Raw genomic sequence first — 24,999 nt, 5'->3', positions numbered from 1 at the left:
TCCCCTGGGGATAGTTCGCAGCGCATGGAGGGCGGCGAAGCACTGCAGCAGCCGCCCTCCATGTAGGGTCACTTCCTGCGCTTCGTTTCCTTCGGTGCCGCTGGTTCCTGGGTGGCCTGGGGCTTCGGCTCTGCCTCCTGTGGCTTCGGGCTGAGGGTCGCGGACTCGATGCGGTACGGCAGGATGCCGACACTGCGCGCGTTGACCTGCCAAGTCTCACGCGGCTGATCTTCGTTGTCCGTCCAGGGGTCGCGCTCCATGCGGCCGACGACCAGCACCCGCATGCCCTTCTGGTAGAGCTGCTGCCAGCGGTCGGCGTCGTGGTGCCAGAGTTCCACCGGCGCCCAGAAGCCGCCACGGTCCTCGAACTCGCCGCCTTTGGTGGGAACGGGGTTGTCGAAGTACACGTTCAGCCGGAGCAACCGGCGAGGATCGTCGTTGCCGTTGGGGAATTCGCGGTACTCGGGAGGCGAGCCGATGTTGCCCTCGCCGATGAATTGTGTGCTCATGTTGATATCTCCGTGGTGGTTGAAATACCCGTGCCTCGTCGGCGCCGGGCGCGTGCTGGGATGTCTGGCGCAATCACCGATCACGCATTGCGGGTGGGGTGGACTTGAGCCGGCGCAGGTAGGCGTCGTCCGCCTCGGCCGCCTTGCTGGCGCATTCCTGCGCCTGCCTGCCCAAGGTGTGCAGCAGGCTGATCTGCATGTTCAGCGTGATGCGCTGCAACTCGATCACGTGCAGATCGGTCAGCAGGTTGACCGGCGTGCTAGTGCTGGCGACCAGCTCCTGCCACAGGGCCACGCCCATGGCCGATCGGTCGTGTCTGCGCCAGCGAAGAAAGGTCGTGCCTGCGCCAGTGGTCTGCTGGGCCAGCTCGATGGGAAGCAGGTGGAAGGGATGCCCGCACGCCTGTGGCAGCACCTGTCGCTGCGCCAGGGCAATCAACTCGTCGCGCATGGCGAAGCACTGGCTGGCCCAGGCCTCGAAGTCCCCTTTACCTTTAAAAGGCTTTAAAAGGCCTTTTAGAGAGGCCGCGTGTTCCAGCCGCATGAAGGCTGGCTGTTCCAGACCACGGAAGTAGCGAGGTTCGCGGTTCGGGTCGCTCATGCCTGTTCGTCCTCGCCGGTGCTGGCCTCGGCCGGATCGGCGGCAGTGCCTTCGTCGCTGGGAGGTGCGTCTGCGGCAGCGCTATCACTGCGCTGTTGCAGGCCGCGGCGCACGACGGGCGGCGCAAACTTCGAGCGGCGAGCGCCTTCGAGCACGTCCTGCGGCAGGTCGCCGAACTTCTCCAGCGCCGCCCGCGCTGCGGCGTTCTTGGCCGCGAAGTCGTCGCGGGTGCATCCCGAGTAGCGGTACTGCTGGGCCAGGCTGAACAGGCTGCGCAGCGTGTGAGCGCCTTCGTTGAGCCAGCGCTCCAATGTCGAGCGATCGATCAGTGCGGTGTGATGGGCGAGGATCAGCTTGCGGGCGATGTCGTCATAGTCGGCCAGGAGATAGACCGCGGCAAAGCCGAGCTGCGCGTTCACGAACAAGGGGAGCTTCACCGGTTGCACGTTGAGGTTCTCGCCCAGGCTCAACGCCGCAGGCACGCCGGCCAATGCCTGGTCCACCTGCTCGCGCAGCGATTGCAACGTGGTCTTGGCCTGGTCGAGCTTTTCCTCGATGCGCAACATCCACCAGTCGCTGTACGGGTCGTCCTGTTCCGAGCCGCGCTTCATCTTGTTCATCACGGCGATGTAGCCGTTCAGGCCGACGATGCCGGGTCGTCCCTCGGCGGCGGCGCGGCCATGCCAGATGCGCGAGGCGTGGTGGGTGTGAAGCGTCAGCGACATCGCGCTGCGCAAAGAGCCGAGATTGAGTTGCAGAGGTTCGTTGGTTGCCATGGTGTCCGCTCGCTTGGGAAAAGGAGCGGTCAGGATCGGCACGCAGCGGAAGGCAGTCAGTCAACAAACCGAAATGAACTGGTCCCCGGTTGTCGTCGTGGTGGCGGCCCGCAATGCGAGCTATCCCCAGGGGATAGCTCCATCAAACGCCACAGAGCGCTGCTCGCGCAGATGGTCGGGCGCTCATGAAACGGACGCCACTGCAGCTCCGTGGACAGAAGCACCCAGCCTGTGCCTGTCGGTGTTACGCCTTGCATCACATCTATCCCCAGGGGATAGCTCTACTGACGGCCATGGGCGTCTGCTTCACGCCCTTGTCGCTCGTCGCGCTCAGCTACTGCGCAGAAGGTCGCGCAGCCGGTCGATGTGCTGCCGGGCTACCTCGGGCGGAGCCACATTGCGGGGTGGCTCAGGCGGTGCATCTCGTGCAGGGGCAGGTGGCGGTGCTGACCCAGCTTGCTTGGCCCATGCGTTGAACTCGCCACGGATGGCACGTTGGATGATGCCGAACAGGTAGCCTGCCGGGTTGCGGATGGTGCTGCCACGACAGCGATCCGCCCATTCGTCCAGCACGGCCTGGCGTAGCGGGGCATCGACCTGCTGCAATGCCACCATGGCGCCGGCCTGCTGTTCATCTTTCAAGCCGAGAAAGCGATCAGGCAAACGAACTCCCGGCATCGCGCGCGCCTGCCCACGCTCACGCGCGGTAGTACGTACTTCATTAATACGACTACTACGTACAGTACGGTCCTGCTTCGGATTCCGAAGAGCGCCGTCTGCTGCGTGTTTCGGCCCTACTTCGGAATCCGAAGAGGGCCGATCAGAACTCCGAAGAAGGCTCGGAGCCCCTTCTTCGGAATCGTGAACCGTGTCCTCCTGTGGATAACTCTCCTGCGACCCAATGCCTTGGCTTGCGAGGCGTTCGGCAAGGACCTGCAGCCGCGAGGGCAGCATGCGGCCAGACAGCAGCGGGTCTTCGGCGATCTCATTGAGCGTGTGCAAGCCCACGACCTGAACGGCCCTGGCCGAATGGCCCAGGGCTTGGCTGACGAGCTGCAGGTAGTCCGGGTCAAGCTGCATCGCCTCGAACGGGGTCAGGGGCTCATCGTGCAGGACGTAGAGGTTGCCGAGGATGCGCCCGGTCTTGGGGTCGCGCCTGCGGCGCACGAGACTCAACCAGCGCGTCAGGCGCAACAGCGTCAGCGCCCGTGCCACGGTCTCGTGGGAGGCCTGTCCGGCGCAGGGCATTGACGCGAGCCACGGGCGAAGTTGCTCATACGTCGGAAACGCCGTGACGCCATCCTCGTTGAGCATCATCCGGAAGACTTGCCAGGCATTGCGTTCCAGCGGCGTCAGGCGTCGGTCGAGGAACAGCCGTCGCGGCACGCTCTCGTGCCGATTTCCACTGAACAGGAAACCGTCGCCGGTTGCAGACACAGGAGACGTCGCGGATGCGAAGGCGGGAGCCGGCGCGGGTGGGCGAGGTTTCGGTGCAAGGTCTTTCAGCGCGCTGTCGAACAGATCAGCGAGGGCGACCGGGCCTTGGCGTGGTGCTCGTGGTGCAGCGTCGTCCACGGCCATGATTCAACCCAATCCCTGATCGATCCAGTTCTTGATCGCAGCCCAGACCACCGACAGCGGCAGTTCCATGCCTTCGGCGAGGTCCATTGCTGCATCAAGAACCGAGGTCTCATCCTCCAGCTCGACATTGCTGCTGTTGGTCACGGCCTTCCAGCGCCGCCACAGCTCGGTGTCCTGCTCCTCGTCCAGAACCGGATGGCGCCCCTTGCGTTTGGGCAGGCCGAGAACTTCGCGCCGTAGCGCGACTTCCTGATGCGTCAACCCATAGAAACGGCTCACCATTTCCGTGCTGGCGCCCAGGCGCAGCATGCGATCGACGGTGGCGATCTCCTTCTCCACGTCCTGCGCCTGTTTGAGCAATCGCCGGAGCACCTCCCGGTTCACGGAGACAGAGCACCAGGAGACGTTGGCATTGGCCAGTACGCTGATCAGCGCCGGATGCTTGAGCGCATCCAACTCTTCCTCGCCGAATCCCATCGCCTTGCAGCGACGCAGTTGCCCGTTGCGCAGGTCGTAGAGTGCCTGCGCGATGACGGCCTGGTTGAGTGGGTTCGGTGCGGACATGCTGGTCTCCCTCGCTCAGGTCCCAGGACCGACAGCGCCGGGCTCCAGATCCAACAGGCGCCGGGCCAGTCGCAGCAGCCGGAACAGCTTGACCAGCGCGGTGTCGCTCAATCGCTGCGCCCCGTCGTCATGACGTTGGCCATGGCCGTGCAACACCGTTGGCAGGTCGGCGGCGAGTTGCCTGCTGTCCAAGCCGACGCTGGCTGGCTGCTGACCGGCCAGGGAAACCAGCAGCCCGAGCACGACGCGGCCCAGTGGAGACGAAGCCTGAGTCGGGGCACGACACGCGAACCCGATGCCGTCAGGTCGATCCTCGACGCACTCGTCCAGGTCGGCCTCGCCCGCGATCTCGCGCGCGAACTGCGCGATGTGGATGCGCAACCGGTCAGGCGTGTCGAGGCCAGGGTCGATATGCCAGATGTCCGAGATGGGATAGAGGCCACCAGCCTGCACGGGTATCGACTGCAATACGTTGGCCGAGAAGTCGGGTGGCAGCGCATCGCCCAACTGGTCGGCGACCATGCGCTGGATGGACTGGAGCCGCTCCGTCGTGGGTGCCGGGGAGATGATGTGCTCGGCAAGCAGATCGCCAGCCGCTGCCGCAGGGCTCGCCGTGGATGCCTCGCTCGGGGCCGCATTGTTTTCGCGCCTTGCAGGTACGGCCTCGGAATGGCCTGCGGGAGGTGCTGGTGTAGCGGGGGACGGTGCCGGTTCGATCGGCGGCCGTGCGATGCGCCCAGGCTCAGGCAATGCCGGCGGCGCCGAAGGCGGGGTTGGGTCGCTGACCAGGGCGCGATGACGGCTCTCGGATTCGGTCAGGTCCAGGGCGAGCAGATCGTAGTCAATGCCCAGCAGCTCGGACATCTGACCGATCAACTCGTCCTGTACACGCTGCGGCGAGAACTCGTCGGCCTGGGCGTCGAACTGCGACAGCGCCTCCAGAAAGAAGCTGTCGAAGTCCAACGGCAAGGAGCGGCCCTTCGCGTAGTGCTCCCACGTGCGCTCGCTGGCCTTGCGCATGACTGACAGCCGCTCGACCTGGTGGCGGCCGAGGCCCCCATACAGGACGGTCGGAATCGCGGGCAGCAGGTAGCGCACCGCATCGGCCATGCGGCTGATGTGCGACTGCTGCACGGGGAAGCCGTCGGCGGCCAGGCGGCGGGCTAGCTCGGACTGGCTCAGGGTGGTGCTGGTTTCTTCTTCATAGAACTCGCGCGCCTTCTCGACGCCGAGGGCGCGCTCGATGAACGTCAAGCCGCCACGCAGTTCGTTCTCGGCGAGGTGCCCGGTCAGCGCGACGATCTCTCCACGCGCAGGCCACGGCCGGAACAGGCACGATATGCGGAAAAAACGTTCGTCCTTCGTCTCTGCCCAGAGTTCACGCAGGATCGCGAGCCGCGTGTTGCCACCGTTGCGAATGATGTAGTGCGCCTCGCCAGGACGGCGTGTGATGGCGGGCGCTGCATCCAGGCCGCGCTCTCGGATGGAGGCCTTGATTTCATCGTAGGCCGAGTTGCGTTTTTTGCGGGGGTCGTGGTCGTAGGGCCGCAACTGGTCCAGCGTCACGACCATCGGGGTGTCGGCGATGGGGTCGCTCAAGGCCGTGGCCGATGGGCCGCTGCGCTCGAACCCGGCGGCAAGCAGCTTGCCGGCCATGTCCTGGGAGGTCATCTCAGCCATGGCCGCATCCCTCTGCGTTGGCGGCCCGGGCCATGCGGGCCTCGCGCTCGGCTCGGCGGATCTGCGCACGGGCGTTGAGATCCGCCCGGTAATCGCTCGCGGTCGAGCTGGTGTAGATGGCGGCGCAGCCGGTCTTGGTGAATTTGAGGTGTCCGCCCCGGGTGCGTTTGACGTGCCAGCCTTCGCTCACCGCGAACTCGATCAGGGCGCGCAGCCGCTTGTGGCCACGGGCCAGTTCATGTGCGTTCGCCATGGGGCCTCCCTGTTTCAATAGAACGTGGAGGACGGCTGGACACGAGGGCGAATTTGTTTTGCCATTGAGGGAACAATTCGCCGGCGAGCGCGCGCATGGTGTCGAGCGCAGCGGGCGCAACTCTGCCCGGTGGCTGGCGATGCTCGACGCGATGCACCGGCAGGCCGCGGGTCGCAGCACGCGGATAGGCTTCGATGGCCGGCACGTCGGTGCCCAGCACGCATATGCCGGCATGGTCCTGGAACAGGTCGCGCAGCGCCTGCTGGATCAGCCGGGCGTTCGTGGACACTGGATGGACGCGGTTGATGAGCAGGTGGAGCGGCGGCGGCTCAATGCCGAGGTGCCGGTACGGCGCGATGTCCTCCAGCAACTGCATGGTGCCGCGCCGCAGCTCGCGCGCCGCAAGGATTTCCGGGGTCACGGGCGACAGCGCAAGATCGGAGGCGAGCACGGCCATCTCCAGCAAGACGCTGCGCGCGCCCTGGGTGTCGATCAGCAGCAGGTCATAGAGAGGCGCCAGCACCGGCAACAGATGGCGTAACCGCAGGCGCCCGTCCGGCGCATGCAGCAGCAAGGTGTTCAGTTCGCCTCGGTGGTCGTTGGAAAGCACCAGATCCAGGCCCGCGATGCTCGTGCGGGACACGAGCCGGTCGAGATCGCGCTCGTTGAAGGCCAGCAGCTCGTAAATGCCACCGGGCGCGCGGTGGGCCAGTTCGTAATAGGACGACAACGTGGGCTGCACGTCCAGGTCGAGCAGCAGTACGCGCAAGCCCGCGTCGGCGGCAAGTCCGCCGAGGTTGGCTGCGGTGGTCGTTTTGCCGACGCCGCCCTTGGTCGAGATGATGGATACAACCTGCATGGCGCTCTCCGTCTAGGGATAGGGAATTCCGAGGGAGAGCGGCTCAGGTGCGATTGTTGAGGCGTTCGGCGATCCATTGGTCGATCTCGACCGAATCCCAGCCCACTGCTCGCACCCCCAGACGCAGCGCCTGGGGGAACTGGCGCTTTTTCATCAGGTTGTAGATGTGGGCGCGTTTGAAGCCAGACTTGGCTTCGACTTCATCCAGCCGCAGGATGCGGCGCTCGTTCGGATGCAGTACAGGTGTTTGCGACATGGCGGTCACTCCTGAACGCTCAGTGGCGTTTGTTGGCGTGACACCTATTCAAATGTCGACTTCTGTCTCAGGCCACCGTAAATGCGGTTTCCGTGACCGCAGATTCGGGTTTGCAAATATCAGGAAACGGCGGCCCGCAGCTTGCGGCGGGCTTGTGCAAACTTGGCTTGCAGCGTGCGATCGGTAATGCCCATGAGTTCGCCGTGATGCGCGATCATCGCGGTAGCGATAGCTTCCTGGCTATTGAAACTGGAATACGGTGTGCCCGACGGGGATTGGCCGAGCATCAGCTCCAGCATGGTGCCGATAATGTGGAGGTAGGTGGCCTCGGCCCGGTCGCTGATGGGGCATTGCGCGCAGGCGGGAATGACCGTGGACTGCTTGAGTAGCGCGTCGTGCTGTTCTTGCAGCTCGCGCATTTGGCGCTTGCACTGCTCCAGAGCGGATTTGAGGGCCAATCGTTCGATCAGCATGGCTTGGCCGGTCTCCAGCGAGATGAAGGGATGGGCGATGCGTTCGCTGCGGGAGAAGAGAAAGCCGGGCCGCTGCTCGGGGTAGTGCTGGCGCATCCAGCGCTTCAGATCGACGTGGCGAACCGTCAAATCAGGGGAGTCGATCAGTGCGGTATCGCTTATTGTGATGCCGTTCTGCCCGAAGGGCAGTTCCCCATTGAGGATGCCGTCGTAGATGCGGTCGGTGTATAGCCGCAGTTCGCCCCAGCGTGGGCAATCCAACGACTGTGGCAGATTCCTTGGCGATAGCACCGAGGCCAGGATCACCTGCTCGTATCGCAGCAGCCCAGCCCAGCGGATGGACGCTTCGATCGGGCGGTAGAACACCTTTGATGTTGGTACATCATTCTTGTTCTCGTGCATGCTCCGTCTCCTTCCAGGAGAAGAACTACATGGCCGACTCCTTTGACACCGACCCAGTGGTCGGGAAGTTGTCTGTGTAGGAAACGAGCCCCGAGGCCCGATCCGTCATGGGTGCTTGAGCACTTCTCACCAGTGCGCTTTACTGGTGGCTGTAATGTGCCCAATGTGCAAAAATTCATCGGCCGCTAGAAGGTCGAGCATCGGGACATAGGCTCGACAGTGACGCTCACGCTATCAGCGTCGTAATAAGTTGCGACTTCTGCAAACCTGTCTCGGTATGGCCTTATATGCCAGCGGTTTCACAAGGCGCGACGAGATGGTGGTCGTTGTCCAAGGTCTTGGAAAACGTAGCGAATCCACGCCTGTCATACCCGCCCTGTCATCCTGATATACCGACAAAGAATCGCGTGCTGACCCGCCACGCCCAGGGCGCGCGTTCGTCCTGCGTGACTTGCGCAGACGGGCGATGCAGTGCGCGTTGCATGCGGCTCGTAGATGGCATCCGAACTGGGCCGCCACCGAGAGGATCGGCCTGGGCGTCATCGCGGTAGCGGATGCGGGAGCTGAGAGCAGGGGCACGGTCGGCCAGTTCGAGACCGTCGCCGTCGCCGTCGCCGACGACGTTGTGACGAGTGTGAGTCTGGTGTGCTGAGTGTTGGTCTATGGATGCCAGCGGAACTCTTTGGACGGTCTTGTTGGCGGGGACGAAAAAATAGGCTACAATTTAGGTCTTCGCTGGCCACCTCGGCGAAGAAAATGTTCGGGAAACAACGACTTACGCGCCTAGTGCACGTCTCGTTTCCCGCTCCAGAATTTTCGTCCATGGACATCCACCAACGTCCATAGATGATTGAAAGAAGGCCGAAAACTTTGTTTTTCGGCCTTTTTTTCGTCCAGTGACATCCACGGCGTCCGCCTACAGCCACACGATTTAAGGCCATTTTTGAGTCCATTTTTTGAGCTGCACTCGCGGCTGATGGATTGGCTTTCGAGCAGCCGATCCGCATAGATGTGACCGAAAAATAAACCCCACTGTTCAAAAAACAGGGGGTTTATCAACATTCTGGAGCCCAGATTTCGGTCTGGGCTTTTTTGCGCTTGATGGTTTCGTTCTGAATATTCTGCTATCGCGAATCAACAGCCCGCTGATGCACGGCAATACGCCCGTGCTGGGGCTGGACGTGTGGGAACACGCCTACTATCTGAAGTACCAGAACCGCCGCCCGGAATATATCGCCGCGTTCTTCAATGTGATCGACTGGAACGAGGTGGCGCGTCGCTACCAGGCCGCCACATGAGCAACCGCCCCGCCGAAGCGCACGACATTCCCGCTGGCGACGAAAAACCGTCTTCCACGATTGCCGCCGTGGCGGCACACGCCGCTCAGGCGCGTCGCCTCTTGCCGGGACGCGTTTCCCGCCACGCAATGCACAGGCCGCTGCCGACGATCAATGCCGCTCCGAGGCTGTCGAGCACATCCGGGATATCCTGCCACACCAGCCATCCCAGCAACGTTGCCCACAACAGGCCCGTGTAATCGAAGGGCGCAACCACCGACGCGGGCCCGATGCGGAATCCCTGGGTAATGAAGGTCAGCCCCAGCGTGCTGAACAAAGCGATACCGACAAAGAACGGCAGGTGCGACCAGGCCGGCGGCGTCCAGAACACCGGGGCGGCAAGCGCGCTGCACACCAGTTGGCCCGCCACGATATAAAACATCGTCGTCAGCATGCTCTCGGCGGCGTTGATGCCTCGGGCGCTCAGCATCATGACGGCATACATCGCCGCGGTCGCCAGCGGCAACAGCGCCGCCATCTGGAAGCTGTCGGCGCCAGGCCGCACGATGACCAGCACGCCCGCGAATCCGGCCGCCACCGCCAGCCAGCCCTTGCGGTCCACACGCTCTTTCAGCACCAGCACGGACAGCGCGGTCACGAACAAGGGCGCGGAAAACGCAATGGCGGTGGTCTCCGCCAAGGGCAGGCTCCGCAGGGCCAGATAGAACAGCGACGCCGAAATGATATTGAGCCCGCCGCGCAACAGGTGCAGGCCCACATGACGCGTGCGCAGCGCGCGCTGCCCGCCCAGGGCGAGGACCAGCGCCAGCACCACCGGCAAGGCAATCACCGACCGCAGGAACAGGATCTGCACCGGGCTGTAATAATCACCAATCCATTTGGCCAGGGCGTCGCTGCAGGTCAGGAACAGGATGCCCGCGGACACGCAGGCGATCCCCGCCAGAGGAGATGCATTGGAAACGGATTTGGCTGACGGCTGGTTCATGGCCCGTATGCTACTGCCTGCGCGCCCATCGCGGGCACAACGACGGACCAAAAACCTGGCGCAACGCCAGAGACCGCCCTATTGCGCCGCAGGCGGCGAGCCATCCGGCACGTAGACGATCTCCCCGCTCTCCAGCCGGTACGCGGTGCCCACGCGTTCGCCCTGGCGCGAACCCGCCTTGGCGTCACCGGCCACATAGCGCGACACCTTGCCGCCTTCGCGGGTGATGATCTCCATGTCGGGCTGGCCCGGATTCTTGACCATGGTGAAGTCCTTGGAGGTGAGCAGATCGGCCATCTTCAGGTTCGAAACCAGCGCGATCATGAGGGCCAGCGCAAAGACCAGCGCCACATCGAACAGGTTGATGAGAAAGCCCAGCGGATCCATGTCATCGCTGTTTGCGCCCGTGCCGCGCAGGATGGAGCGGCGCCGGCTCACGGCTTTTCCCGCAGCTTGCTGCTCAGGAATTCCAGCAGCGACAGGTCGTCCAGCGCCCAGCGGCTGGCGCTCTGGTGCAGCAGGAATCCCATTGCGCCGATCACCAGGCCCACGACCGTCGTGGCAAAGGCGACTTCCATCTTGCGCGCGAGCAGGCTGATGTCGCCCGCGGCCAGGCCCACCAGCGCCGGGCCCAGCGGAATCAGGGTGCCCATGAGGCCCAGCAAGGGCCCGATCCGCGTCATGCTGCGGTAGAGCGCCAACTGCCGGTCCGAACTCAGCTCAAACTCGGTGATGACCCGTTCGTGCCAGGCTGCATCGGTGGGTGCCAGCCGCAGGGCCGCCACGGCGCGTTGCAGCGGCCGGCCCGCGCCGCGCCCGCCATCCAGCCCTTCGACGAGCGCATCGATGTCCGCCCCGGGCAAATGCCCGTCGCGGTCCACGCCGATGCGCCGGCGCCAGCGCAGCCGGTCCGACCAGCGGCCATAATAGCCGCCTGCGGCCAGCAGGCCACGCGCGAGCAAATAGAGGATGGCGACCACGACCGGCACCTGCAGGGCGGCGGAGATCCAGGAAAGGGCGTGTATCAACTGTTCCAATTCATCGATTCCAGGTAGAGCGGCGCTGCCAAAGCCAGCCCAGCGCCATGAAGACAAATGCAGCGGCGGCCAGAATACCCAGGCGCCCCCACAGGGCGGGCGCCGGCTCCGCAGGCAGCGCTTGCGCGGGCCTGGCCAACCAGAGCCCGATGGCCGCCTGTGTGATGTGCAGCACGACGCGCAGGCCCGAGCGCATGAGCGGATCCGGCAACAGCCAGCGCAGCAGGCGGGCGCTCAAGACAAACAAGCCGGCAAATGCCACGGCGCACACCCACGACACCAGCCCATAGTCCACGCCGTCCGTGGCGAGCATGGCCGCCACCTGCCCAAAAAACAGAATAGCCAGCAAGGACGGCGGCGGGCACGCACCCACGATGCGCCACCTCAGGCGCGCTCCATCCTGAGCCACCGCCAGCGCCTGACCGCCAAAGACCAACGCTTCGAGCAGCAGCAGTGCCGACAAATCCAGCCGCCTTTGCGGGTCGGACACCCAACTGGCGACCTCGGCCAGACTGATTCTGCCGGCCACCTCGCCCGTCGCCAGCACGCCCACGCCTATTGCGACCGCCAGCACCATCAGGCCACGCGGGCGCAGCGCCGACATCTGGGCGGCGGCCAGCGCCAGGCACACGGCGGCCAGCATGAACACGAGAAGCTGGGCCAGGTTCAAGCCCCCCTCCCCGCAGCGGCGTGGCGCCAGCGCACCCATGCAATGACCGCCGCCAGCATCAACAGCAGGCCAAGTACCACGCTCGCTGGAATGGCCAACCCCCGCCAGGCGGGCGACGGGGTGGCCCGATCCGTCTTTGCCCTTGCAGGCGGTTGGTCGCTGTCTTGCCCCGCCTGTGCGGGCTCGGCGGCACCACCCTCCTTGCTCAACACCACGCCTTTGTCGATGTCGATCAGGGTGCCCTCGTTGGCCTGCTGCAAACGGTCCTCGTAGGGCCGGCGCTGACCGGCATCGAGCCGCTGCGCAATGAACGTGCGCAATGCCTGGTTGTCGTTGACGAACTCGGTGCCGCTTGCGCCAAATTTCGCTACCAGTTCGGCATGCAGGCTGGCCACCGAGTGCAACACCGGCTCGCCAGGTTGCCAGTATCCTTTGCGCGCCGTCTCCAGCATCACCGCCGTCATCTCCTGCAAGGCGTAGGGATTGGTTTTCTCGAAAAATTCGCGCACGCCCAGGTTTTGCGCATCCTGCACGTAGGTCTCGTACAGCGCATCCCACAGCGCGGGCCGGATGACCGAGGGCTTCATCACGTTCCAGCCGTAGACATTCCGGAAGGTTTCGGCAAAGGTCTCGGCGGACGACGCGCCGCCCTGGGTCATGGCCTCGATATAGGCGGGGTTGAGCAGGGTCGCGCGCGCCTCGACGGCAATCGCGGCGCCCGCTTCGCGCATGACGGGGCGCGCGGGGTTGCGCAAGTCGCTGAAGTAGGCGGCCGGGTCCTTGCCGGTCACTTCGCGCACCGCCAGGTTCAGCCCGCCCATGAACTCGTAGACGTGATCGAGCGAAATCGGTCCCCAGGTGTTGGACTGCAAGGGCTGGACCACCAGGTCGGTGCCGCCCAACGCTGCCTGGAAAACACCGGGCTGGAAGGCGCCCCACAAATCCCCTTCGCCAAAGGCTGCGCCCATATTGTTCAAGTAGGTGCCGGCCACCTGCGAGGCGTCCTGCCAGCGGTCCCCCGCCTCGACCATGCCCAGGATGCCCGTGCCGTAATTGCCGTTGACCCCCCCAAAGACCCGTACCGAGGCCAAGCGCCGGGCATCCAGCGGCGACAGGCCTTTATCCTTCAGTTCACGCTCCACGGCCCGCACGCCTTGCGCCACGGCGTTGTCCTCATCGCGCGCGCCGGCGGCCAGCGCCACGGCCTGATTGATCAGGTACAGGCGCGATGCCGCCAGATCACGCAACTGGCCCGAAGTCTGCACCACCACGTCGATGCGCGGGCGCGCGAGCTCGGCTTGCGGGATCAGGCGCAGGCTGGCGATACGGCCAAAGGGATCGCGCACCGGCTCCACCCCCAGCAGATAAAGGATTTGCGCAAGCGCCACGCCCTCGGTCTGGATGAAATCGCCCGCCCAGAGCGTGAAGGCCACTTTCCGGGGCCAGGCGCCCTCGTGTGTTGCCCGATGTTCGGCCAGCAACTGGTCGGCCAGCCGCACCCCCACGCGCCAGGCCTGCTCGGACGGTGTTTTCTCGGCGTCGATGGAAAACAGATTGCGGCCCGTGGGCAGCGCGGCGGGATTCGCAATGGGATCGCCGCCCGACGAAGGCGGCGTGTAGCCGCCAGACAGCGCATTATCCAGCGCGGCCAGCTCGCGCGCCGGGCTGTCGGCCAGCAGTGCCCCATATCCCGGAATGGCACGCAGTCGATCGCGCAGGGTCAGCACGGCTTGGGCAAAACCCGTGATCAGATCCTCATCGCCCGGTTGTGGTCGCGCACGCTCCCAGGCTTGTGCGCGTTGCAGTTCCGAGTCGCTGACAACACGGGCCAAGACTTGCGCGGGATCTGCGCCTTCTGCGCTGACCTCGGTGATCAACGCATCGGCCCGGTCGCGATAGTGCTCGGCCAGCCAGGCGGGGCTGTCGAGCTGCGCGCGCGTCACCACCCCGCGCGCCACGTCCAACTCGGCTAGCGCCTGTATCAGCGCATCGATCCCCATGAGCCGCGCCGAGCCGTGCTGGTCATCGACCGAATACGCGGTGCCCAGCGTATACAGCCCGGCGATGATCTTGGCATGCTCCAGCGTTTCCATATGATCGGCCAGCTTCGCCAGCTGTTCGGGGCTCCAGGCCATATCCGCTGAGAAACCCAGATCCTCGTTCAGCTTCAGCGCCACCGCCTCGCGCTGAACGTCTTTGGCATATTCCGCCTTCAATGCAGCATTCTCGGCATGGTCCCAGGCCTGCAGGCGATCGGCCAACTGCTTGGCGTCGGCCTGCGCCCCGCCCTCGCGAAAGGCCGGCGTCAGGTGCGAGACGATGGTGGCGTAGCTGCGCCGCTTGGCGATCATGGCCTCGCCCACATTGCCCATGGTGTACAGATAGACGTGCGGCGTTTGCCCGATCAGCGCATCGGGCCAGTCGTGATCGGACAGACCCACCTGCTTCCAGGGTGTGAACTCCAGGCTGCCGTGCGTGCCGAAGTGCATGATGGCGTCGGCCTGGAACACCTGGCGTGTCCAGAGGTAGGAAGCCACATAAGGCCAGGGTGGCGCCCGATTCGTGCCATGCACCAGCTTGAAGGTATCGTCACCGATGCCGGGCAAGGGCTGCGGCAAGAGCACGACATTGCCCAGCGGGACGCGCGCCACGGCCACCTGGTCATCGATGCGCAGATAGCGACCCGGCGCCGGCCCGAACTGCTGGGCGACCTGGTCGCAGAGCGCCTGCGGGATGCTTGCGCCGCACCACTGCCCCAACTGCGCGGCGGACACCAAGGCTGGATCCGCATCGCGCGCGAAGGCCGCGAAATCGCCCTTGGCGTACGGCCCGATATTCGGTCCACGCTGCTGTAGCAAGCGGGCAAACCCTTCGACCGTATCCGGCAATCCTTCGACACGGTAGCCCTGCGCTTTCAGATGCGTGAGCAGCGCGTACAGAGACGGCACGACCTCCAGATCGCCGGCGGTCAGCGCGCTGAGCCCCGGTCCCTTGTAGTAGTAGATCGCCAGCTTCTTGTCCGCGTTGGCGGTGTGCTTGAGCGCCACCGTGCGCCGCACGAGGCTGGCAAAACGCGCCAGGCGCTCGGGCAAGGCTCGAAAGACTTTCAGGCCGTTGGCATCGCGCGCCTGAGCGGCGATCACCATGGGCGCGATCGCCCCGTCCAGCTCGGGCAGCGTCACCGACATGGTCAGCAGTCCGCCGTCATAGCTGCGCTGATCGCCCTCCCAATCGCTCTGTTCATTGAAAATGGTCAGGGGCGCAAACAACGGAATATTGCGTTGGGCGAGCCAGGCCTGGGCTTCGTCAGCCTGGCCCAGGGTCAGCCGGCCATGCGGCATGTAGACGACCGCCGCCGGATCCACCTGCTGCAACAGCGCCAGGCGCCGGCCCACCGCCGAAATCGGCACCACATTGAAGCCTTCGGCCTCGAACGCGCGGATCACCGCATCGACGTGTTCGCGATTGGCATTGAAGGGGCCGGGCACGCTGGTCAGCAGCGCCAGGCGCGGCCGCCCCGCCTGCCAGCCGGGCTGGTCCTTACGCCACGCCTGGAACGCCGCGAAGTCGGTAAAGACCGCCGCCTCATCCAGGCCAAAGAACACATCCCGAGGCATTTCCTCGGGCGCTCGCACGTCGGCGGAAAACAGTGGCTTGCCATCGAAGACGCGACGCGCGTAGTTCAGGAACTGCGCATAGTTGCGCCGTCCGCCGTTGCGCAAGTAGCCCGAAACCGCATCCAGGTCGGCGCCCTCGAGGTTCGTCACGTCGTGGCGCGGATCGGTTGCGCCATCCACATACACGGGCGTGCCTGCCGCGGCCACCGACTGCAGGCGCGCCAGCTGCGCTTCATCCAATTTGAGGCCCCGGCCAAAGACGAGCGCCAGGTCATAGCCTCGGATGTCCTCCAGCTGCTCCGTTTTCAGTGCCTTGACGCGGACCATGGCGTTCGGGCGCGCCTGGATGATGCGCGCGGCCTGGAAGTCCGGATAGTTCACCAGCGCCACGCGCGTAGGGGCAAGCCAATAGTGCCATGCGACCCCCAACACGCCCAGCAGCAGCGCCGCCGCCATGCCCCAGCCGAGCGGACGGCGCGAGCGCAACCATGGCGCCGCCCATCGATCAAACCCTCTTGTCCGATTCATGCGTTCTTCTTTTCATCATCAATAATGTGATGTTATAACATAGCATTTTCTAACGCTCTCTTACGGCCTCACATGACTCGACCTCATCACTGGACGCCACTCGCCCTGGCGCTCGCCGCCGCGTTCTCGGGCGGCGCATACGCTCAGCAAAGTCCCTCCTCCGACCACGCTCAAACGTCCGTCACGCACACGACGCAACTGGCCCCCGTGGTGGTCACCGCCACCCGGCAGGCCAGCGATGCCTTGACCACACCGGCCACCATCAGCGTCATCGACCAGGCGCAGATGCAGGAAAATCTCGTCACCGACTTTGGTGAACTGTTCCGCTACGAACCGGGCATTGCGGTCAAGCGCGAGCCGCGCGGCCGGGGCGGCGAAGCCGGAATCGAGGTGCGCGGCATCGGCGGGCAACGCCTGGCGATGCTGGTCGATGGCGTGCGCCTGCCCAACGGCTACGTGGCCGCCGGCGCCAATCTGGGCCAGCTCAAGCTTGACCCAGCCTCGCTCTCGCGCGTGGAAGTGTTGCGCGGCCCGGCATCCAGCCTGTATGGCAGCGATGCCCTGGCGGGCGTCGTGCTGTTTCGTACCCTGTCGCCCACCGACTTTCTGGACGAGGGACAAGGCTTTGCCGGCAACGCCTCGATCGGCTACGACGGCGCCGACAACAGCCGCTCGGCCACCGCCAACCTGGCATTTCGGGCCGGCCCCACGCAGAACCTGCTCTCGGTGACCGCGCGCAAAGGCCATGAGCTGGAAAACAACGACAGCAGCGCCGTCCCCAACCCGCAGGACGTCGATCAGCAAAACGTGCTGCTCAAGTCCATCCTCGATCTGGGCTCGGCTCAGAGCCTCACACTGACCGGCGAGTACTACACGCAAAACGTCAAGACCGAACAGGACTCGCTGGCCGGCCCGATCGCCGGAGGCACCCGCATCCTGCGCAGCTCGGCGGACGACGACAGCACCCGCTCGCGCCTGGGGCTGGCCTATCGCTGGGATGCGCAGGCCGGATGGTTCGATACGCTCAGAGCCCAGATCGACTACCAGCGCAGCACGAGCAAGGAGCGCACCGCCGAGCATCGCCAGCCGCCAGGCGCATCGCCGGCCCTGCTGCGCGACACCCTGCTCTCGTACCGCGAGCCGCAATGGTCGGGTTCGCTCCAGATCGATGGCCACGCGAGCGCGGGTGCGACGAGCCACCGCTGGGTGGCCGGCGTTGACCTGCTGTATAAGTCGATCAGCTTTACCAACGATGCCAGCCAGCGTTCAGCCGCGGGCGGCCCCGCCACCCACGTGATCGACGGCGACGTCTACCCGCGCAAGATCGCGCCGGACACCGACGTGCGCAGCATCGGCCTGTTCTTCCAGGACGAGATCGCTTTTGGCGATGGACGCATCAAACTCACACCCAGCCTGCGCTACGACTACTACAAGCTGTCGCCCAAGCCCGATGACGAGTTTGCCAACGCGAACGTGGCCAACAGCCAACCAGTGGGCCTGTCCGAAAGCGCCTTCACGCCGCGCCTGGGGCTCAGTTACGAATGGCACCCCAGACAGGTCTTATATGCGAATTATGTGACCGGCTTCAGAATGCCGACCTACGATCAGTTGAACCGGATCGGTCAGGTGCCCGTGGCCACTTTCATCCACGACTTCATTCCGGCGCCGGACCTGAAACCCGAGCACAGCCGTGGGGTGGAGTTGGGCATGCGCGGCGAGTCCGCGGCCGGCACGTACGAACTGACCGGCTTCTACAACCGGTACAAGGACTTCATCGATACCCAGATGATCGCCTACATCCCGTCTGGGGCGAGCGGCGGGCCGCGCGCCATCCGGCGCTTTCAGTCGCGCAACATCGGCGAGGTCGAGATCTACGGCATCGAGGCCAAAGGCACGCTGTCGCTGAACCCATGGATCGACAGCCAGGATCGGTGGCGCCTGATCGGCGCGGCCCAATGGGCGATGGGCAATGACCTCACCAACGATCAGCCGCTCAACAGCGTGCAGCCCTTCAAACTGGTCGCGGCGCTGGCCTGGGATGCGGCGGGCGCCCAGTACGGCGGCCAGCTGATCGGCACCTTCGTCTCGGCCAAGAAGCGGGTCAATGAGGATCTGACGCAAACCGGCCCCACCGCCCCGGTGCCCCTGACCACCGCCGGCTACACCACGGTCGACATGACCGGCTATGTGCGCCTAGGCAAGCAGGCCACGCTCAATCTGGCGGTGTTCAACCTGTTTGACCGCAAATACCACGAGTGGTCGCGGGTCAGCGGCCTGACCGGCAATGATCCGCGCCTGGCCGCCTACACCTCGCCCGGGCGGACGGTATCGGCAAACCTGCGGGTGGAGTTCTAGACCTGTGCCCGACATTTGCCGCAAGTGCCCTTCACCTCGATCTCGGCCTCCACAAAGCCGCCGCCCGCCTGGCGCAGGGTTTTTTGCACGGCTTCGTAGGCCTGGTCGTCGTGCAGCTCGGTGACGGCCTCGCAACTGGAGCACACCAGCAGCAGCGGATGATGCGCCGTGTGCTCGGCATTGCATACGATGAAGGTATTCAGGGCATCGACCCGATGCACCAGATGCTGGTCCATCAGGAACTCCAGCGCCCGGTACACCGTCGAGGGCGCCACGCGCCCGTGGCGCGCGCGCATATCGTCCTGCAAATCGTAGGCTTTGGCCGATCCGCCACGCCGCAACAGCAGCTCCAGAATCTCTTTGCGCTGGGCCGTCAGCCGGCCACCCCGGGCGCGGCAATGCGCCTGGGCCGCCTCGAGCTGCGAGGCGAACGCCGAAGCCGTTGTTTTAGCGGAAGATTTACGCGGGTTGACCATAGGGGTAGTGTACAACGCGGCAGACTTTTTGACGGCCGGACCGCCCGTCAACCACAGCGCCTCCATAAAACCTTGTGCGCGGAGCCTGCGCCATGGATTTCGCTTGAATACGAGCATGTCGAACAGCCCATAAATGCTATGTTATAACGTATCAATTGCTTGTACCAATTATTCCTATCTACCACTCATGATCGAAAGGCACCCCATGTCCAAATCCCGCAAACTCGCCGCCATGGCCGGCATTGCCACGGCAGCCTTGCTGGCGGGGCCGCAGGCCCATGCCCAAGAATTGCAAGTCGTCTCCACGTTTTCCATCATCAGCGATTTCGCCAGGAACGTGGGCGGCGAGCGGATCAAACTGACCACGCTGGTCCCGCCCAATGGAGACACCCATTCCTATGAGCCCAAGCCGACCGATGCGGTTGCCATGGGTCAGGCCGATGTCGTGCTGGCCAATGGCCTGCACCTGGAAGGCTTTCTGGATCGGCTCGTCCAGGCATCGGGCGCCAAGGCGCCGGTGATCGCGCTCACGCAGGGCGTCGAGTTGCTGCGCAACACCGAGGAGGATCATGAGCACGCAGATCACGATCATGACGACCACGATCATGACCATGCGGACGAACACGCCCACCATCATCACCATGGCGAATACGACCCGCATGCATGGCAGTCAGTGGCTAACGCGCGGGTATACGTCAACAACATCGCCCAGGCCTTTTGCGCCGCCGATGCCGGCGGCTGCCCCAGCTACCAGGCCAATGCCAAATCCTATGACGAGAAGCTGCAGGCGCTGGATGCCGAGCTGAAAGCCATGGTGGCTCAGATTCCGGCCAGCCAACGCACGATCATTACCTCGCACGATGCCTTCGGCTATCTGGGACACGAATACGGCCTGCAATTCCTGGCCCCGCAAGGCGTGAGCACCGGCTCGGACGCCTCGGCCGCGGGCGTGGCCTCATTGATCCAGCAGATCAAGGACCAGCAGGCTTCGGCCATCTTTATTGAAAACATCAGCAACCCCCGGTTGGTCCAGCAAATCGCCCAGGAAACCGGCATGAAGATCGGCGGCGAGCTGTATTCCGATGCTCTGTCAACGGCAGATGGCCCCGCCTCAACCTACATCGATATGATGCGGCATAATGTCAGCACCATCCGGGATGCCGCGCTGGGGCGGTGAATCACCGATGACGCCATGATCGGCGCGGCTCGATGCCTTGAGCCGCGCGCGGCTCAGCCCGTTGCAAGGCCCAAACAACGTGAATCGATTCCTTGCGGTGCTGGCGCTGGCACTCGCGCCATTCAGCCTGCACGCCCACCCTCATGCCTGGATCGACGTGCGCAGCACGATCATCCTGTCAACCGAAGGGCTGATCTGGCGCAGCGCATTGCCCGTCATCCTGGCGATCGGGCTGCGACCCTGCACGGGCGCCATTCTCGTGCTGCTGGTCGCCTACTCGCTTGGCCTGCGCTGGGCCGGTATCGGCGCGGTGCTGGCCATGTCGCTGGGCACGACGGCCACCGTGAGCCTGCTGGCCACCGCTGCCGTCTCGTTTCGGCACGTCGCGCTGCGAGTGTTCCAGCGCAGCCGTGCCGCGTCGCATCACACAGGCCTGGTTTTCGACCTGCTGGGCCTGCTGGGCGGCACGGCAATCGGTCTGATGGGCGTCGGCCTGCTTCAGCAAGGCTTGAGCACCGCCCCGCATCCGCTTTTGTAGCCGATCCGACCCCAAGATTGCCTAATCCAGCAATGGGATACAACCAGGTATGTACGGGGAACTGGGCTGTCGCCAGTATCTCTTTGCTTGATGACTCCTACTGCAGATACCTCGCCTTTGCTCCGGCCGGGACTTCAGTGGTGGATACGTGCAAGCCGGGAGGGCTTTCGTCCTCGGCAGCCGGCGCTAGCGCCCTTCCGCACCTCTGTCCTACGACCTTTGCCATCGTATTCAAATTTAATTATATTGAATACCAATACCTCAGGTAGGAACACACCATGCCAAAAGCACGCACGACGACCATGACGGTCCGCCTCAGCGGGACTCTCAGCGACTTCGTCGCTGCCAACGTGGGGGAGCACGGCGCCTACGAAAACGTCAGCGAGTACATGCGCGATCTGATCCGCCGGGACAAGGAGCGCACCGAACAAGAAGCATTCGACCGGTTGAAGACAGAGCTGGCCCATGCCTACGCAGCCCCAGAGTCTTCATACCAGCCCCTGACAGCGGCCGACGTGATTGCACGCAACCGGGCTTAAATGCGTGGCCAAGGTACAGATCCGAGTCCAGGAGGCGGCCTCCTACCGGCTCGACGAGATCTACCACTACACGAGGGATCATTGGGGCACGCAACAGGCTGACCGCTATATCACCGGATTGTTCGAGACCTTTGACGGAATCGAGAGCCGACGGACAACATCACGTCCCATCCCCGCTGAATTCGGCATCGACGGTTACTTCTTCCGCTACGAACAGCACTTCGTCTATTGGCGCCGGCTGTCAAACAACGACATTGGTATCGTGACGATCCTCCACTCCCGGATGCACCAGATTGACCGATTCAGAGAGGATTTTGGTTTGTAACAACCGTTGTGCCTTCTCGTGAGACCAGAATTTGTCCATAATCTTGTCCATCCTGCTCGGACAGGATAGAAAAATCCCATTCTCATCAAAGAGTGAGATCCTGATCCAGTGACTCGTTTCCCGTTCCAAGATTTGAAAAGGCCCAGACTCCGGTTTCGGGCCTTCTTGCGTACCGTCGTACAGCACCCGGCCGATGACAACCACGTCGGATTCCAGCCGATAGATCAGGAAATGCCGGGGCCGGCGCACGATGCCGCTCGGGGTGCGTCCGCGATCCTGGCTCAGGCGCACATGCCAGGAACGAATGCCCTCACCCAGTTCGGGCCGCTCGATGCTGCCCACCCGTTCGGGAGCGGCAGCGATATCACGCAGTGCGGTGAGGATCAGGGACTCATAGCGAAAACGCGCCTGTTCACCGAAGTGTTCATGAGCCCAGGCGAAGATATCGATCAGGCCGCCTTGCGCAGAGGCTGTCAGCCGGTAAGACCGCACTCGTCAGCCTGATCTGCCAAATGTCCCGCGTGGCTCCCATGCAGCTCTTGGAAACTAGTGTCGTGTCTCAGAAGTACGTAGCCATGATGAAATCGGTGGATTCGTGTCCGGGGCAAGGCACAAAGCGCAGCGATAGCCTGTGCTATCGCGAGCATTTGCAACGCCGCATGGCAAGTTCAGGCGCCGAAGTCAAGTATGCGAACTAACCAAACAGCACACTCTAGATCACAATCAGCGGAACACTGAAACGTCCTTCAGTCAGGAAGCATCTATACGGATGTACCCCCAATGGTCGGGTACGTTTTCGAGATCCGATACTGCTATCCAAGGATAAAAAAATGATCACCGCTGCAATCATCGTCTTCGCCATTGCCGCCGTGGGAGGCTTGATTCTCGCCGCTCACGTCCTGCGCGGCAAGTTCGCCCCCTGGGCCTTATCGCTGCTGCACGCCTTGCTGGGGGCGGTGGGACTGATACTGCTCATCGTCGCGCTGGTCCAGGGATCCACCTCGCAACCCGTGTTGACCGGCTTCATCCTGCTGCTGATTGCTGCGCTCGGGGGCTTCTTCCTGGTCTCCTTTCATGCACGCAAGCGGCTTCCGCCGAAAGCCGTGGTGGTCGTGCACGCCACAATCGCCGTCATCGGCTTCCTGACGCTCCTCAGTGTCGTCCTCTGACGCCATGCGCCATCCCCTGCACCCCGCATTGGTCCACTTTCCGATTGCCTGTTGGTCGCTGGCGACGCTGACGGATTTCAGCGGCCTCTGGTTCGGGGAATCCGCCTGGGGATGGTCGGCCGGCCTGCTGGTGGTGGGTTGTGTCGTCGCACTGCCGGCCATGGCGGCCGGCATCATGGAGCTGTCCCGCGTCCCCGACGGCCCGGCCCTGCGCGATGTCTACCTGCACATGGGGCTCATGCTGACCGCTTTCGTCTTTTTTTCGACGAGCCTCCTGTTGCGCCTGGACCATCTGCAGCCGCTCGCACCGGACATTTTGTCCCTGTTTCTGGATATTGTCGGCTTCATCACACTGGCCATCGGCGGCTGGCTGGGCGGCCGCCTGGTATATGGCCACGGCATCGGGCGCTGACTCACGCAACGGTCGCCCGGGCTCTTTCTTCGGGGCTCATGTTTTCCGCGGCCCATCTTGCTATTGCAAACTCAGGGTGCCGTGTGTGATCGCCACCCGAAACACGGTTGCGGTCTTCAAACAAAACCTCGCCGCCAGATGACACAAGCAGCGAACCAAAAGGCTCATCGCCGGCGGCAAGGGCCGATGCCGCCAATTCCACGCACCGCCGAAGGTGCATACGATCTTGTTCATTTATCATCAGACTATCTCCAACCAGTCGCGGCCAGGACTTGCCGCAGCCTGCACCTGCCAACTCGAATCCTATCACCTGCGCTTCGAGCGCCCTGATGTTCGCCATTGACCATCCGCCTGAGTCCAGCCAGACGCCGAGCTGACTGACCTTGCTCTCTATTCAAGGAAAACCATGACGGCGCCATGAACCGGACGCTGTACGGCTTCCTCGACCGGCTCGTGGAAGCCTACGCCGATCGGCGCCCAAAGCGGCCCTCGCATGATTCAATCCCTTGAATCGTCCTCTCTCACAAAAGGCCGCATGTCCATGTTTCACCAGGTTTTTTCAGGCCGGGTTTGTGGAACTCATGCTTGGATGGAGGCCAATTGGCGCTACTATTGACCCCTGCCGGCGGGCGCCTATTCTCGAGCACACGATCATGCCACTCGATCCGAATCCCCTTCATTCCACACGATGCTGCGTCGTCGGCGGCGGCCCCGCCGGCATGATGCTGGGGCTGTTGCTGGCGCGGGCGGGCGTGGCGGTGACCGTCCTGGAAAAGCACAGTGATTTCCTGCGCGACTTCCGCGGCGACACCGTGCATCCCTCGACCCTGCAGATCCTCCAGGAACTCGGCCTGCTGCAAAAATTCAAGCAATTGCCCCAGCGGCGCGAAAGCCTGCTCAGCGGCCTGATCGCCGGACGTGAACAGCCGGTGGTGGATTTCCGTGGACTGCGGCCGTTCGACTACCTGGCGCTGGTGCCGCAATGGGATTTCCTCAATCTCCTGGCGGATGCGGGCAGGCGCTACCCGAGCTTCGACCTGCGCATGCGGCATACCGCCACCGGCCTGATGAGGGACGGCGGGCGCGTGGCCGGCGTGCGTGTCGAATCGCCCGACGGGGCCTATGAATTGCGCGCCGACCTGGTGGTCGCCTGCGACGGACGGCATTCCACGATACGCGCGGCGGCGGGCTTGAAAGGCACGGACTACGGGGCGCCGATGGATGTGCTGTGGTTCCGGATGCCCCGCTCGGCACACGATCCGCAAGGCACGTTCGGCATCGCGAACCACGGCCACTTGATGGTCCTGCTCAATCGCAACGAGTACTGGCAGACGGCCTTCGTGGTGCCCAAAGGCAGCGACGCCGAGCTGCGTGCCCAGCCGATCGACCGCCTGCGCGACGCGGTCGTGCGGCTGGCACCCTTTCTGTCCGACCGGAGGGACAGCATAGAAAGCTGGGATGCGATCAGCACGCTGGCGGTGCAAGTCGATCGCCTGGACCGCTGGCACACGCCCGGTCTGCTGCTGATCGGGGATGCCGCGCACGCGATGTCGCCGATCGGCGGCGTCGGCATCAACCTGGCGATCCAGGACGCCGTGGCCGCGGCCAACGCGCTGGCGACGCCGCTGCGCGAGGGGCGCCGCATCGACGAGGCGCAGCTTGCGGCCGTCCAGCGACGGCGCGAGCTGCCGGTGCGCGTGGTGCAGCGGGTACAGCTGGCCATCCAGAACCGCGTCATCAGCCGGGCGCTGGAGGCGGACGGCAGGCCGCCGCGCATCCCGTGGCTGTTGCGGCTGCTGCTGTCATTGCGTGTGGTGCGCAACCGCCCGGCCCGGCTGTTCGGCTACGGGATCCGGCAGGAGCACGTGCGCACGCCCGAACTGGCGCCCTGACGGGCTTGCCATTCCCCATGGAGCACC

The 24,999-nt window shown here is 64.1% G+C and carries 26 protein-coding genes and 1 pseudogene; 9 read left to right on the top strand and 18 right to left on the bottom strand.

What is annotated here, in order from left to right; all coding sequences use genetic code 11:
* Positions 1 to 68 precede the first annotated feature (68 nt).
* The 10 genes from OOZ48_RS15060 to OOZ48_RS15015 form a co-directional block, all read right to left on the bottom strand.
* Positions 69 to 509, bottom strand: a complete 441-nt coding sequence (locus tag OOZ48_RS15060) for a single-stranded DNA-binding protein (protein ID WP_269499712.1) — start codon at positions 507 to 509, stop codon at positions 69 to 71.
* Between the two features lie 73 nt (positions 510 to 582).
* The gene (locus OOZ48_RS15055; RefSeq protein WP_269499711.1) at positions 583 to 1,110 is read right to left on the bottom strand and encodes a DUF3158 family protein; all 528 of its coding nucleotides are present in this window, start codon (positions 1,108 to 1,110) and stop codon (positions 583 to 585) included.
* Entirely contained in the window at positions 1,107 to 1,886 is a 780-nt protein-coding gene (locus tag OOZ48_RS15050) for a PFL_4669 family integrating conjugative element protein (protein ID WP_269499710.1), read from the bottom strand. Before OOZ48_RS15050 ends, OOZ48_RS15055 begins: the two co-directional genes overlap by 4 nt.
* Before the next feature lie 330 nt (positions 1,887 to 2,216).
* Positions 2,217 to 3,467 carry an STY4528 family pathogenicity island replication protein gene (locus tag OOZ48_RS15045; protein WP_269499709.1) on the bottom strand — a complete coding sequence of 417 codons (1,251 nt, stop codon included), beginning with the start codon at positions 3,465 to 3,467 and terminating at the stop codon, positions 2,217 to 2,219.
* Between the two features lie 3 nt (positions 3,468 to 3,470).
* Positions 3,471 to 4,031 (bottom strand): DUF2857 domain-containing protein, encoded by a 561-nt coding sequence (locus OOZ48_RS15040; protein WP_269499708.1) that lies wholly within the window; start codon positions 4,029 to 4,031, stop codon positions 3,471 to 3,473.
* A gap of 15 nt (positions 4,032 to 4,046) precedes the next feature.
* A complete protein-coding gene (locus OOZ48_RS15035; protein ID WP_269499707.1) occupies positions 4,047 to 5,711 on the bottom strand; it encodes a ParB family protein in 1,665 nt (554 codons plus the stop codon).
* Positions 5,704 to 5,964, bottom strand: a complete 261-nt coding sequence (locus OOZ48_RS15030) for a hypothetical protein (RefSeq protein ID WP_114470488.1) — start codon at positions 5,962 to 5,964, stop codon at positions 5,704 to 5,706. The genes OOZ48_RS15035 and OOZ48_RS15030 overlap by 8 nt, the downstream gene beginning before the upstream one ends.
* Positions 5,948 to 6,823 (bottom strand): ParA family protein, encoded by an 876-nt coding sequence (locus OOZ48_RS15025; protein ID WP_269499706.1) that lies wholly within the window; start codon positions 6,821 to 6,823, stop codon positions 5,948 to 5,950. Before OOZ48_RS15025 ends, OOZ48_RS15030 begins: the two co-directional genes overlap by 17 nt.
* 43 nt (positions 6,824 to 6,866) lie before the next feature.
* On the bottom strand, positions 6,867 to 7,079 hold the full coding sequence (locus OOZ48_RS15020; protein ID WP_269499705.1) for an AlpA family transcriptional regulator: 213 nt from the start codon (positions 7,077 to 7,079) through the stop codon (positions 6,867 to 6,869).
* A 119-nt stretch (positions 7,080 to 7,198) separates the two neighbouring features.
* Positions 7,199 to 7,954: a hypothetical protein gene (locus OOZ48_RS15015; protein WP_269499704.1), complete on the bottom strand. Its 756-nt coding sequence runs from the start codon at positions 7,952 to 7,954 to the stop codon at positions 7,199 to 7,201.
* A 1,136-nt stretch (positions 7,955 to 9,090) separates the two neighbouring features.
* Between OOZ48_RS15015 and OOZ48_RS15010 the strand changes: the two are divergent.
* Positions 9,091 to 9,252, top strand: a pseudogene (locus OOZ48_RS15010) (superoxide dismutase); the annotation flags it as partial.
* 85 nt (positions 9,253 to 9,337) lie between these two features.
* Here OOZ48_RS15010 and OOZ48_RS15005 read toward each other — a convergent pair.
* From OOZ48_RS15005 to OOZ48_RS14985, 5 genes are all read right to left on the bottom strand, one after another.
* Positions 9,338 to 10,237: a DMT family transporter gene (locus OOZ48_RS15005; protein ID WP_269499703.1), complete on the bottom strand. Its 900-nt coding sequence runs from the start codon at positions 10,235 to 10,237 to the stop codon at positions 9,338 to 9,340.
* A 78-nt stretch (positions 10,238 to 10,315) separates the two neighbouring features.
* Positions 10,316 to 10,675 carry a DUF2149 domain-containing protein gene (locus OOZ48_RS15000; protein ID WP_269499702.1) on the bottom strand — a complete coding sequence of 120 codons (360 nt, stop codon included), beginning with the start codon at positions 10,673 to 10,675 and terminating at the stop codon, positions 10,316 to 10,318.
* Positions 10,672 to 11,274: a MotA/TolQ/ExbB proton channel family protein gene (locus OOZ48_RS14995; RefSeq protein ID WP_269499701.1), complete on the bottom strand. Its 603-nt coding sequence runs from the start codon at positions 11,272 to 11,274 to the stop codon at positions 10,672 to 10,674. The genes OOZ48_RS15000 and OOZ48_RS14995 overlap by 4 nt, the downstream gene beginning before the upstream one ends.
* Before the next feature lies 1 nt (position 11,275).
* On the bottom strand, positions 11,276 to 11,944 hold the full coding sequence (locus tag OOZ48_RS14990; RefSeq protein WP_269499700.1) for a hypothetical protein: 669 nt from the start codon (positions 11,942 to 11,944) through the stop codon (positions 11,276 to 11,278).
* On the bottom strand, positions 11,941 to 16,089 hold the full coding sequence (locus OOZ48_RS14985; protein WP_269499699.1) for a cobaltochelatase subunit CobN: 4,149 nt from the start codon (positions 16,087 to 16,089) through the stop codon (positions 11,941 to 11,943). Before OOZ48_RS14985 ends, OOZ48_RS14990 begins: the two co-directional genes overlap by 4 nt.
* A gap of 72 nt (positions 16,090 to 16,161) precedes the next feature.
* On the opposite strand from OOZ48_RS14985, the gene OOZ48_RS14980 reads away from it, so the two are divergent.
* The gene (locus OOZ48_RS14980) at positions 16,162 to 18,444 is read left to right on the top strand and encodes a TonB-dependent hemoglobin/transferrin/lactoferrin family receptor (protein ID WP_269499698.1); all 2,283 of its coding nucleotides are present in this window, start codon (positions 16,162 to 16,164) and stop codon (positions 18,442 to 18,444) included.
* Here the strand turns inward: OOZ48_RS14980 and OOZ48_RS14975 are convergent.
* Positions 18,441 to 19,037, bottom strand: coding sequence for a Fur family transcriptional regulator (locus OOZ48_RS14975; RefSeq protein WP_269499697.1), 597 nt, complete (start codon positions 19,035 to 19,037; stop codon positions 18,441 to 18,443). The two genes, OOZ48_RS14980 and OOZ48_RS14975, sit on opposite strands and share 4 nt — an antisense overlap.
* An 88-nt stretch (positions 19,038 to 19,125) precedes the next feature.
* Here OOZ48_RS14975 and aztC point away from each other — a divergent pair, with 88 nt between their 5' ends.
* The 4 genes from aztC to OOZ48_RS14955 all read left to right on the top strand — a co-directional run bounded on the left by aztC (position 19,126) and on the right by OOZ48_RS14955 (position 21,499).
* Complete coding sequence (gene aztC, locus OOZ48_RS14970) at positions 19,126 to 20,097, top strand: zinc ABC transporter substrate-binding protein AztC (protein WP_269499696.1); 972 nt, start codon at positions 19,126 to 19,128, stop codon at positions 20,095 to 20,097.
* Positions 20,098 to 20,176: 79 nt separating this feature from the next.
* Positions 20,177 to 20,635 (top strand): HoxN/HupN/NixA family nickel/cobalt transporter, encoded by a 459-nt coding sequence (locus OOZ48_RS14965; RefSeq protein WP_269499695.1) that lies wholly within the window; start codon positions 20,177 to 20,179, stop codon positions 20,633 to 20,635.
* A 278-nt stretch (positions 20,636 to 20,913) separates the two neighbouring features.
* A complete protein-coding gene (locus OOZ48_RS14960; protein ID WP_269499694.1) occupies positions 20,914 to 21,174 on the top strand; it encodes a ribbon-helix-helix domain-containing protein in 261 nt (86 codons plus the stop codon).
* A gap of 4 nt (positions 21,175 to 21,178) precedes the next feature.
* Complete coding sequence (locus OOZ48_RS14955; protein WP_269499693.1) at positions 21,179 to 21,499, top strand: type II toxin-antitoxin system RelE/ParE family toxin; 321 nt, start codon at positions 21,179 to 21,181, stop codon at positions 21,497 to 21,499.
* Here the strand turns inward: OOZ48_RS14955 and OOZ48_RS14950 are convergent.
* A complete protein-coding gene (locus OOZ48_RS14950; RefSeq protein WP_269499692.1) occupies positions 21,416 to 21,991 on the bottom strand; it encodes a type II toxin-antitoxin system RelE/ParE family toxin in 576 nt (191 codons plus the stop codon). The genes OOZ48_RS14955 and OOZ48_RS14950 overlap by 84 nt on opposite strands.
* A gap of 338 nt (positions 21,992 to 22,329) precedes the next feature.
* Between OOZ48_RS14950 and OOZ48_RS14945 the strand changes: the two genes are divergently transcribed.
* Entirely contained in the window at positions 22,330 to 22,668 is a 339-nt protein-coding gene (locus OOZ48_RS14945) for a hypothetical protein (RefSeq protein WP_269499691.1), read from the top strand.
* Positions 22,655 to 23,080 (top strand): DUF2231 domain-containing protein, encoded by a 426-nt coding sequence (locus OOZ48_RS14940; RefSeq protein WP_269499690.1) that lies wholly within the window; start codon positions 22,655 to 22,657, stop codon positions 23,078 to 23,080. Before OOZ48_RS14945 ends, OOZ48_RS14940 begins: the two co-directional genes overlap by 14 nt.
* 1 nt (position 23,081) lies before the next feature.
* Here the strand turns inward: OOZ48_RS14940 and OOZ48_RS14935 are convergent, their stop codons facing one another.
* The gene (locus OOZ48_RS14935) at positions 23,082 to 23,420 is read right to left on the bottom strand and encodes a hypothetical protein (RefSeq protein WP_269499689.1); all 339 of its coding nucleotides are present in this window, start codon (positions 23,418 to 23,420) and stop codon (positions 23,082 to 23,084) included.
* A 313-nt stretch (positions 23,421 to 23,733) separates the two neighbouring features.
* Here OOZ48_RS14935 and OOZ48_RS14930 point away from each other — a divergent pair, with 313 nt between their 5' ends.
* A complete protein-coding gene (locus tag OOZ48_RS14930) occupies positions 23,734 to 24,972 on the top strand; it encodes an FAD-dependent oxidoreductase (protein ID WP_269499688.1) in 1,239 nt (412 codons plus the stop codon).
* The last annotated feature ends 27 nt before the right edge of the window (positions 24,973 to 24,999 follow it).

This window comes from Castellaniella sp. S9, from assembly GCF_027257175.1.
Taxonomy (GTDB): Bacteria; Pseudomonadota; Gammaproteobacteria; order Burkholderiales; family Burkholderiaceae_B; genus Castellaniella.
Note: the sequence above shows the minus strand (reverse complement) of the source record. Positions and strands in the feature narration are given on the sequence as shown.

Bases quoted from the DNA above. Each gene is read 5' to 3' on its own strand.
- OOZ48_RS15060 (WP_269499712.1), bottom strand. From the start codon at position 509: ATGAGCACACAATTCATCGGCGAGGGCAACATCGGCTCGCCTCCCGAG.
- OOZ48_RS15055 (WP_269499711.1), bottom strand. From the start codon at position 1,110: ATGAGCGACCCGAACCGCGAACCTCGCTACTTCCGTGGTCTGGAACAG.
- OOZ48_RS15050 (WP_269499710.1), bottom strand. From the start codon at position 1,886: ATGGCAACCAACGAACCTCTGCAACTCAATCTCGGCTCTTTGCGCAGC.
- OOZ48_RS15045 (WP_269499709.1), bottom strand. From the start codon at position 3,467: ATGGCCGTGGACGACGCTGCACCACGAGCACCACGCCAAGGCCCGGTC.
- OOZ48_RS15040 (WP_269499708.1), bottom strand. From the start codon at position 4,031: ATGTCCGCACCGAACCCACTCAACCAGGCCGTCATCGCGCAGGCACTC.
- OOZ48_RS15035 (WP_269499707.1), bottom strand. From the start codon at position 5,711: ATGGCTGAGATGACCTCCCAGGACATGGCCGGCAAGCTGCTTGCCGCC.
- OOZ48_RS15030 (WP_114470488.1), bottom strand. From the start codon at position 5,964: ATGGCGAACGCACATGAACTGGCCCGTGGCCACAAGCGGCTGCGCGCC.
- OOZ48_RS15025 (WP_269499706.1), bottom strand. From the start codon at position 6,823: ATGCAGGTTGTATCCATCATCTCGACCAAGGGCGGCGTCGGCAAAACG.
- OOZ48_RS15020 (WP_269499705.1), bottom strand. From the start codon at position 7,079: ATGTCGCAAACACCTGTACTGCATCCGAACGAGCGCCGCATCCTGCGG.
- OOZ48_RS15015 (WP_269499704.1), bottom strand. From the start codon at position 7,954: ATGCACGAGAACAAGAATGATGTACCAACATCAAAGGTGTTCTACCGC.
- OOZ48_RS15005 (WP_269499703.1), bottom strand. From the start codon at position 10,237: ATGAACCAGCCGTCAGCCAAATCCGTTTCCAATGCATCTCCTCTGGCG.
- OOZ48_RS14985 (WP_269499699.1), bottom strand. From the start codon at position 16,089: ATGAATCGGACAAGAGGGTTTGATCGATGGGCGGCGCCATGGTTGCGC.
- OOZ48_RS14980 (WP_269499698.1), top strand. From the start codon at position 16,162: ATGACTCGACCTCATCACTGGACGCCACTCGCCCTGGCGCTCGCCGCC.
- OOZ48_RS14975 (WP_269499697.1), bottom strand. From the start codon at position 19,037: ATGCTCGTATTCAAGCGAAATCCATGGCGCAGGCTCCGCGCACAAGGT.
- aztC (WP_269499696.1), top strand. From the start codon at position 19,126: ATGTCCAAATCCCGCAAACTCGCCGCCATGGCCGGCATTGCCACGGCA.
- OOZ48_RS14960 (WP_269499694.1), top strand. From the start codon at position 20,914: ATGCCAAAAGCACGCACGACGACCATGACGGTCCGCCTCAGCGGGACT.
- OOZ48_RS14945 (WP_269499691.1), top strand. From the start codon at position 22,330: ATGATCACCGCTGCAATCATCGTCTTCGCCATTGCCGCCGTGGGAGGC.
- OOZ48_RS14935 (WP_269499689.1), bottom strand. From the start codon at position 23,420: ATGGCGAACATCAGGGCGCTCGAAGCGCAGGTGATAGGATTCGAGTTG.
- OOZ48_RS14930 (WP_269499688.1), top strand. From the start codon at position 23,734: ATGCCACTCGATCCGAATCCCCTTCATTCCACACGATGCTGCGTCGTC.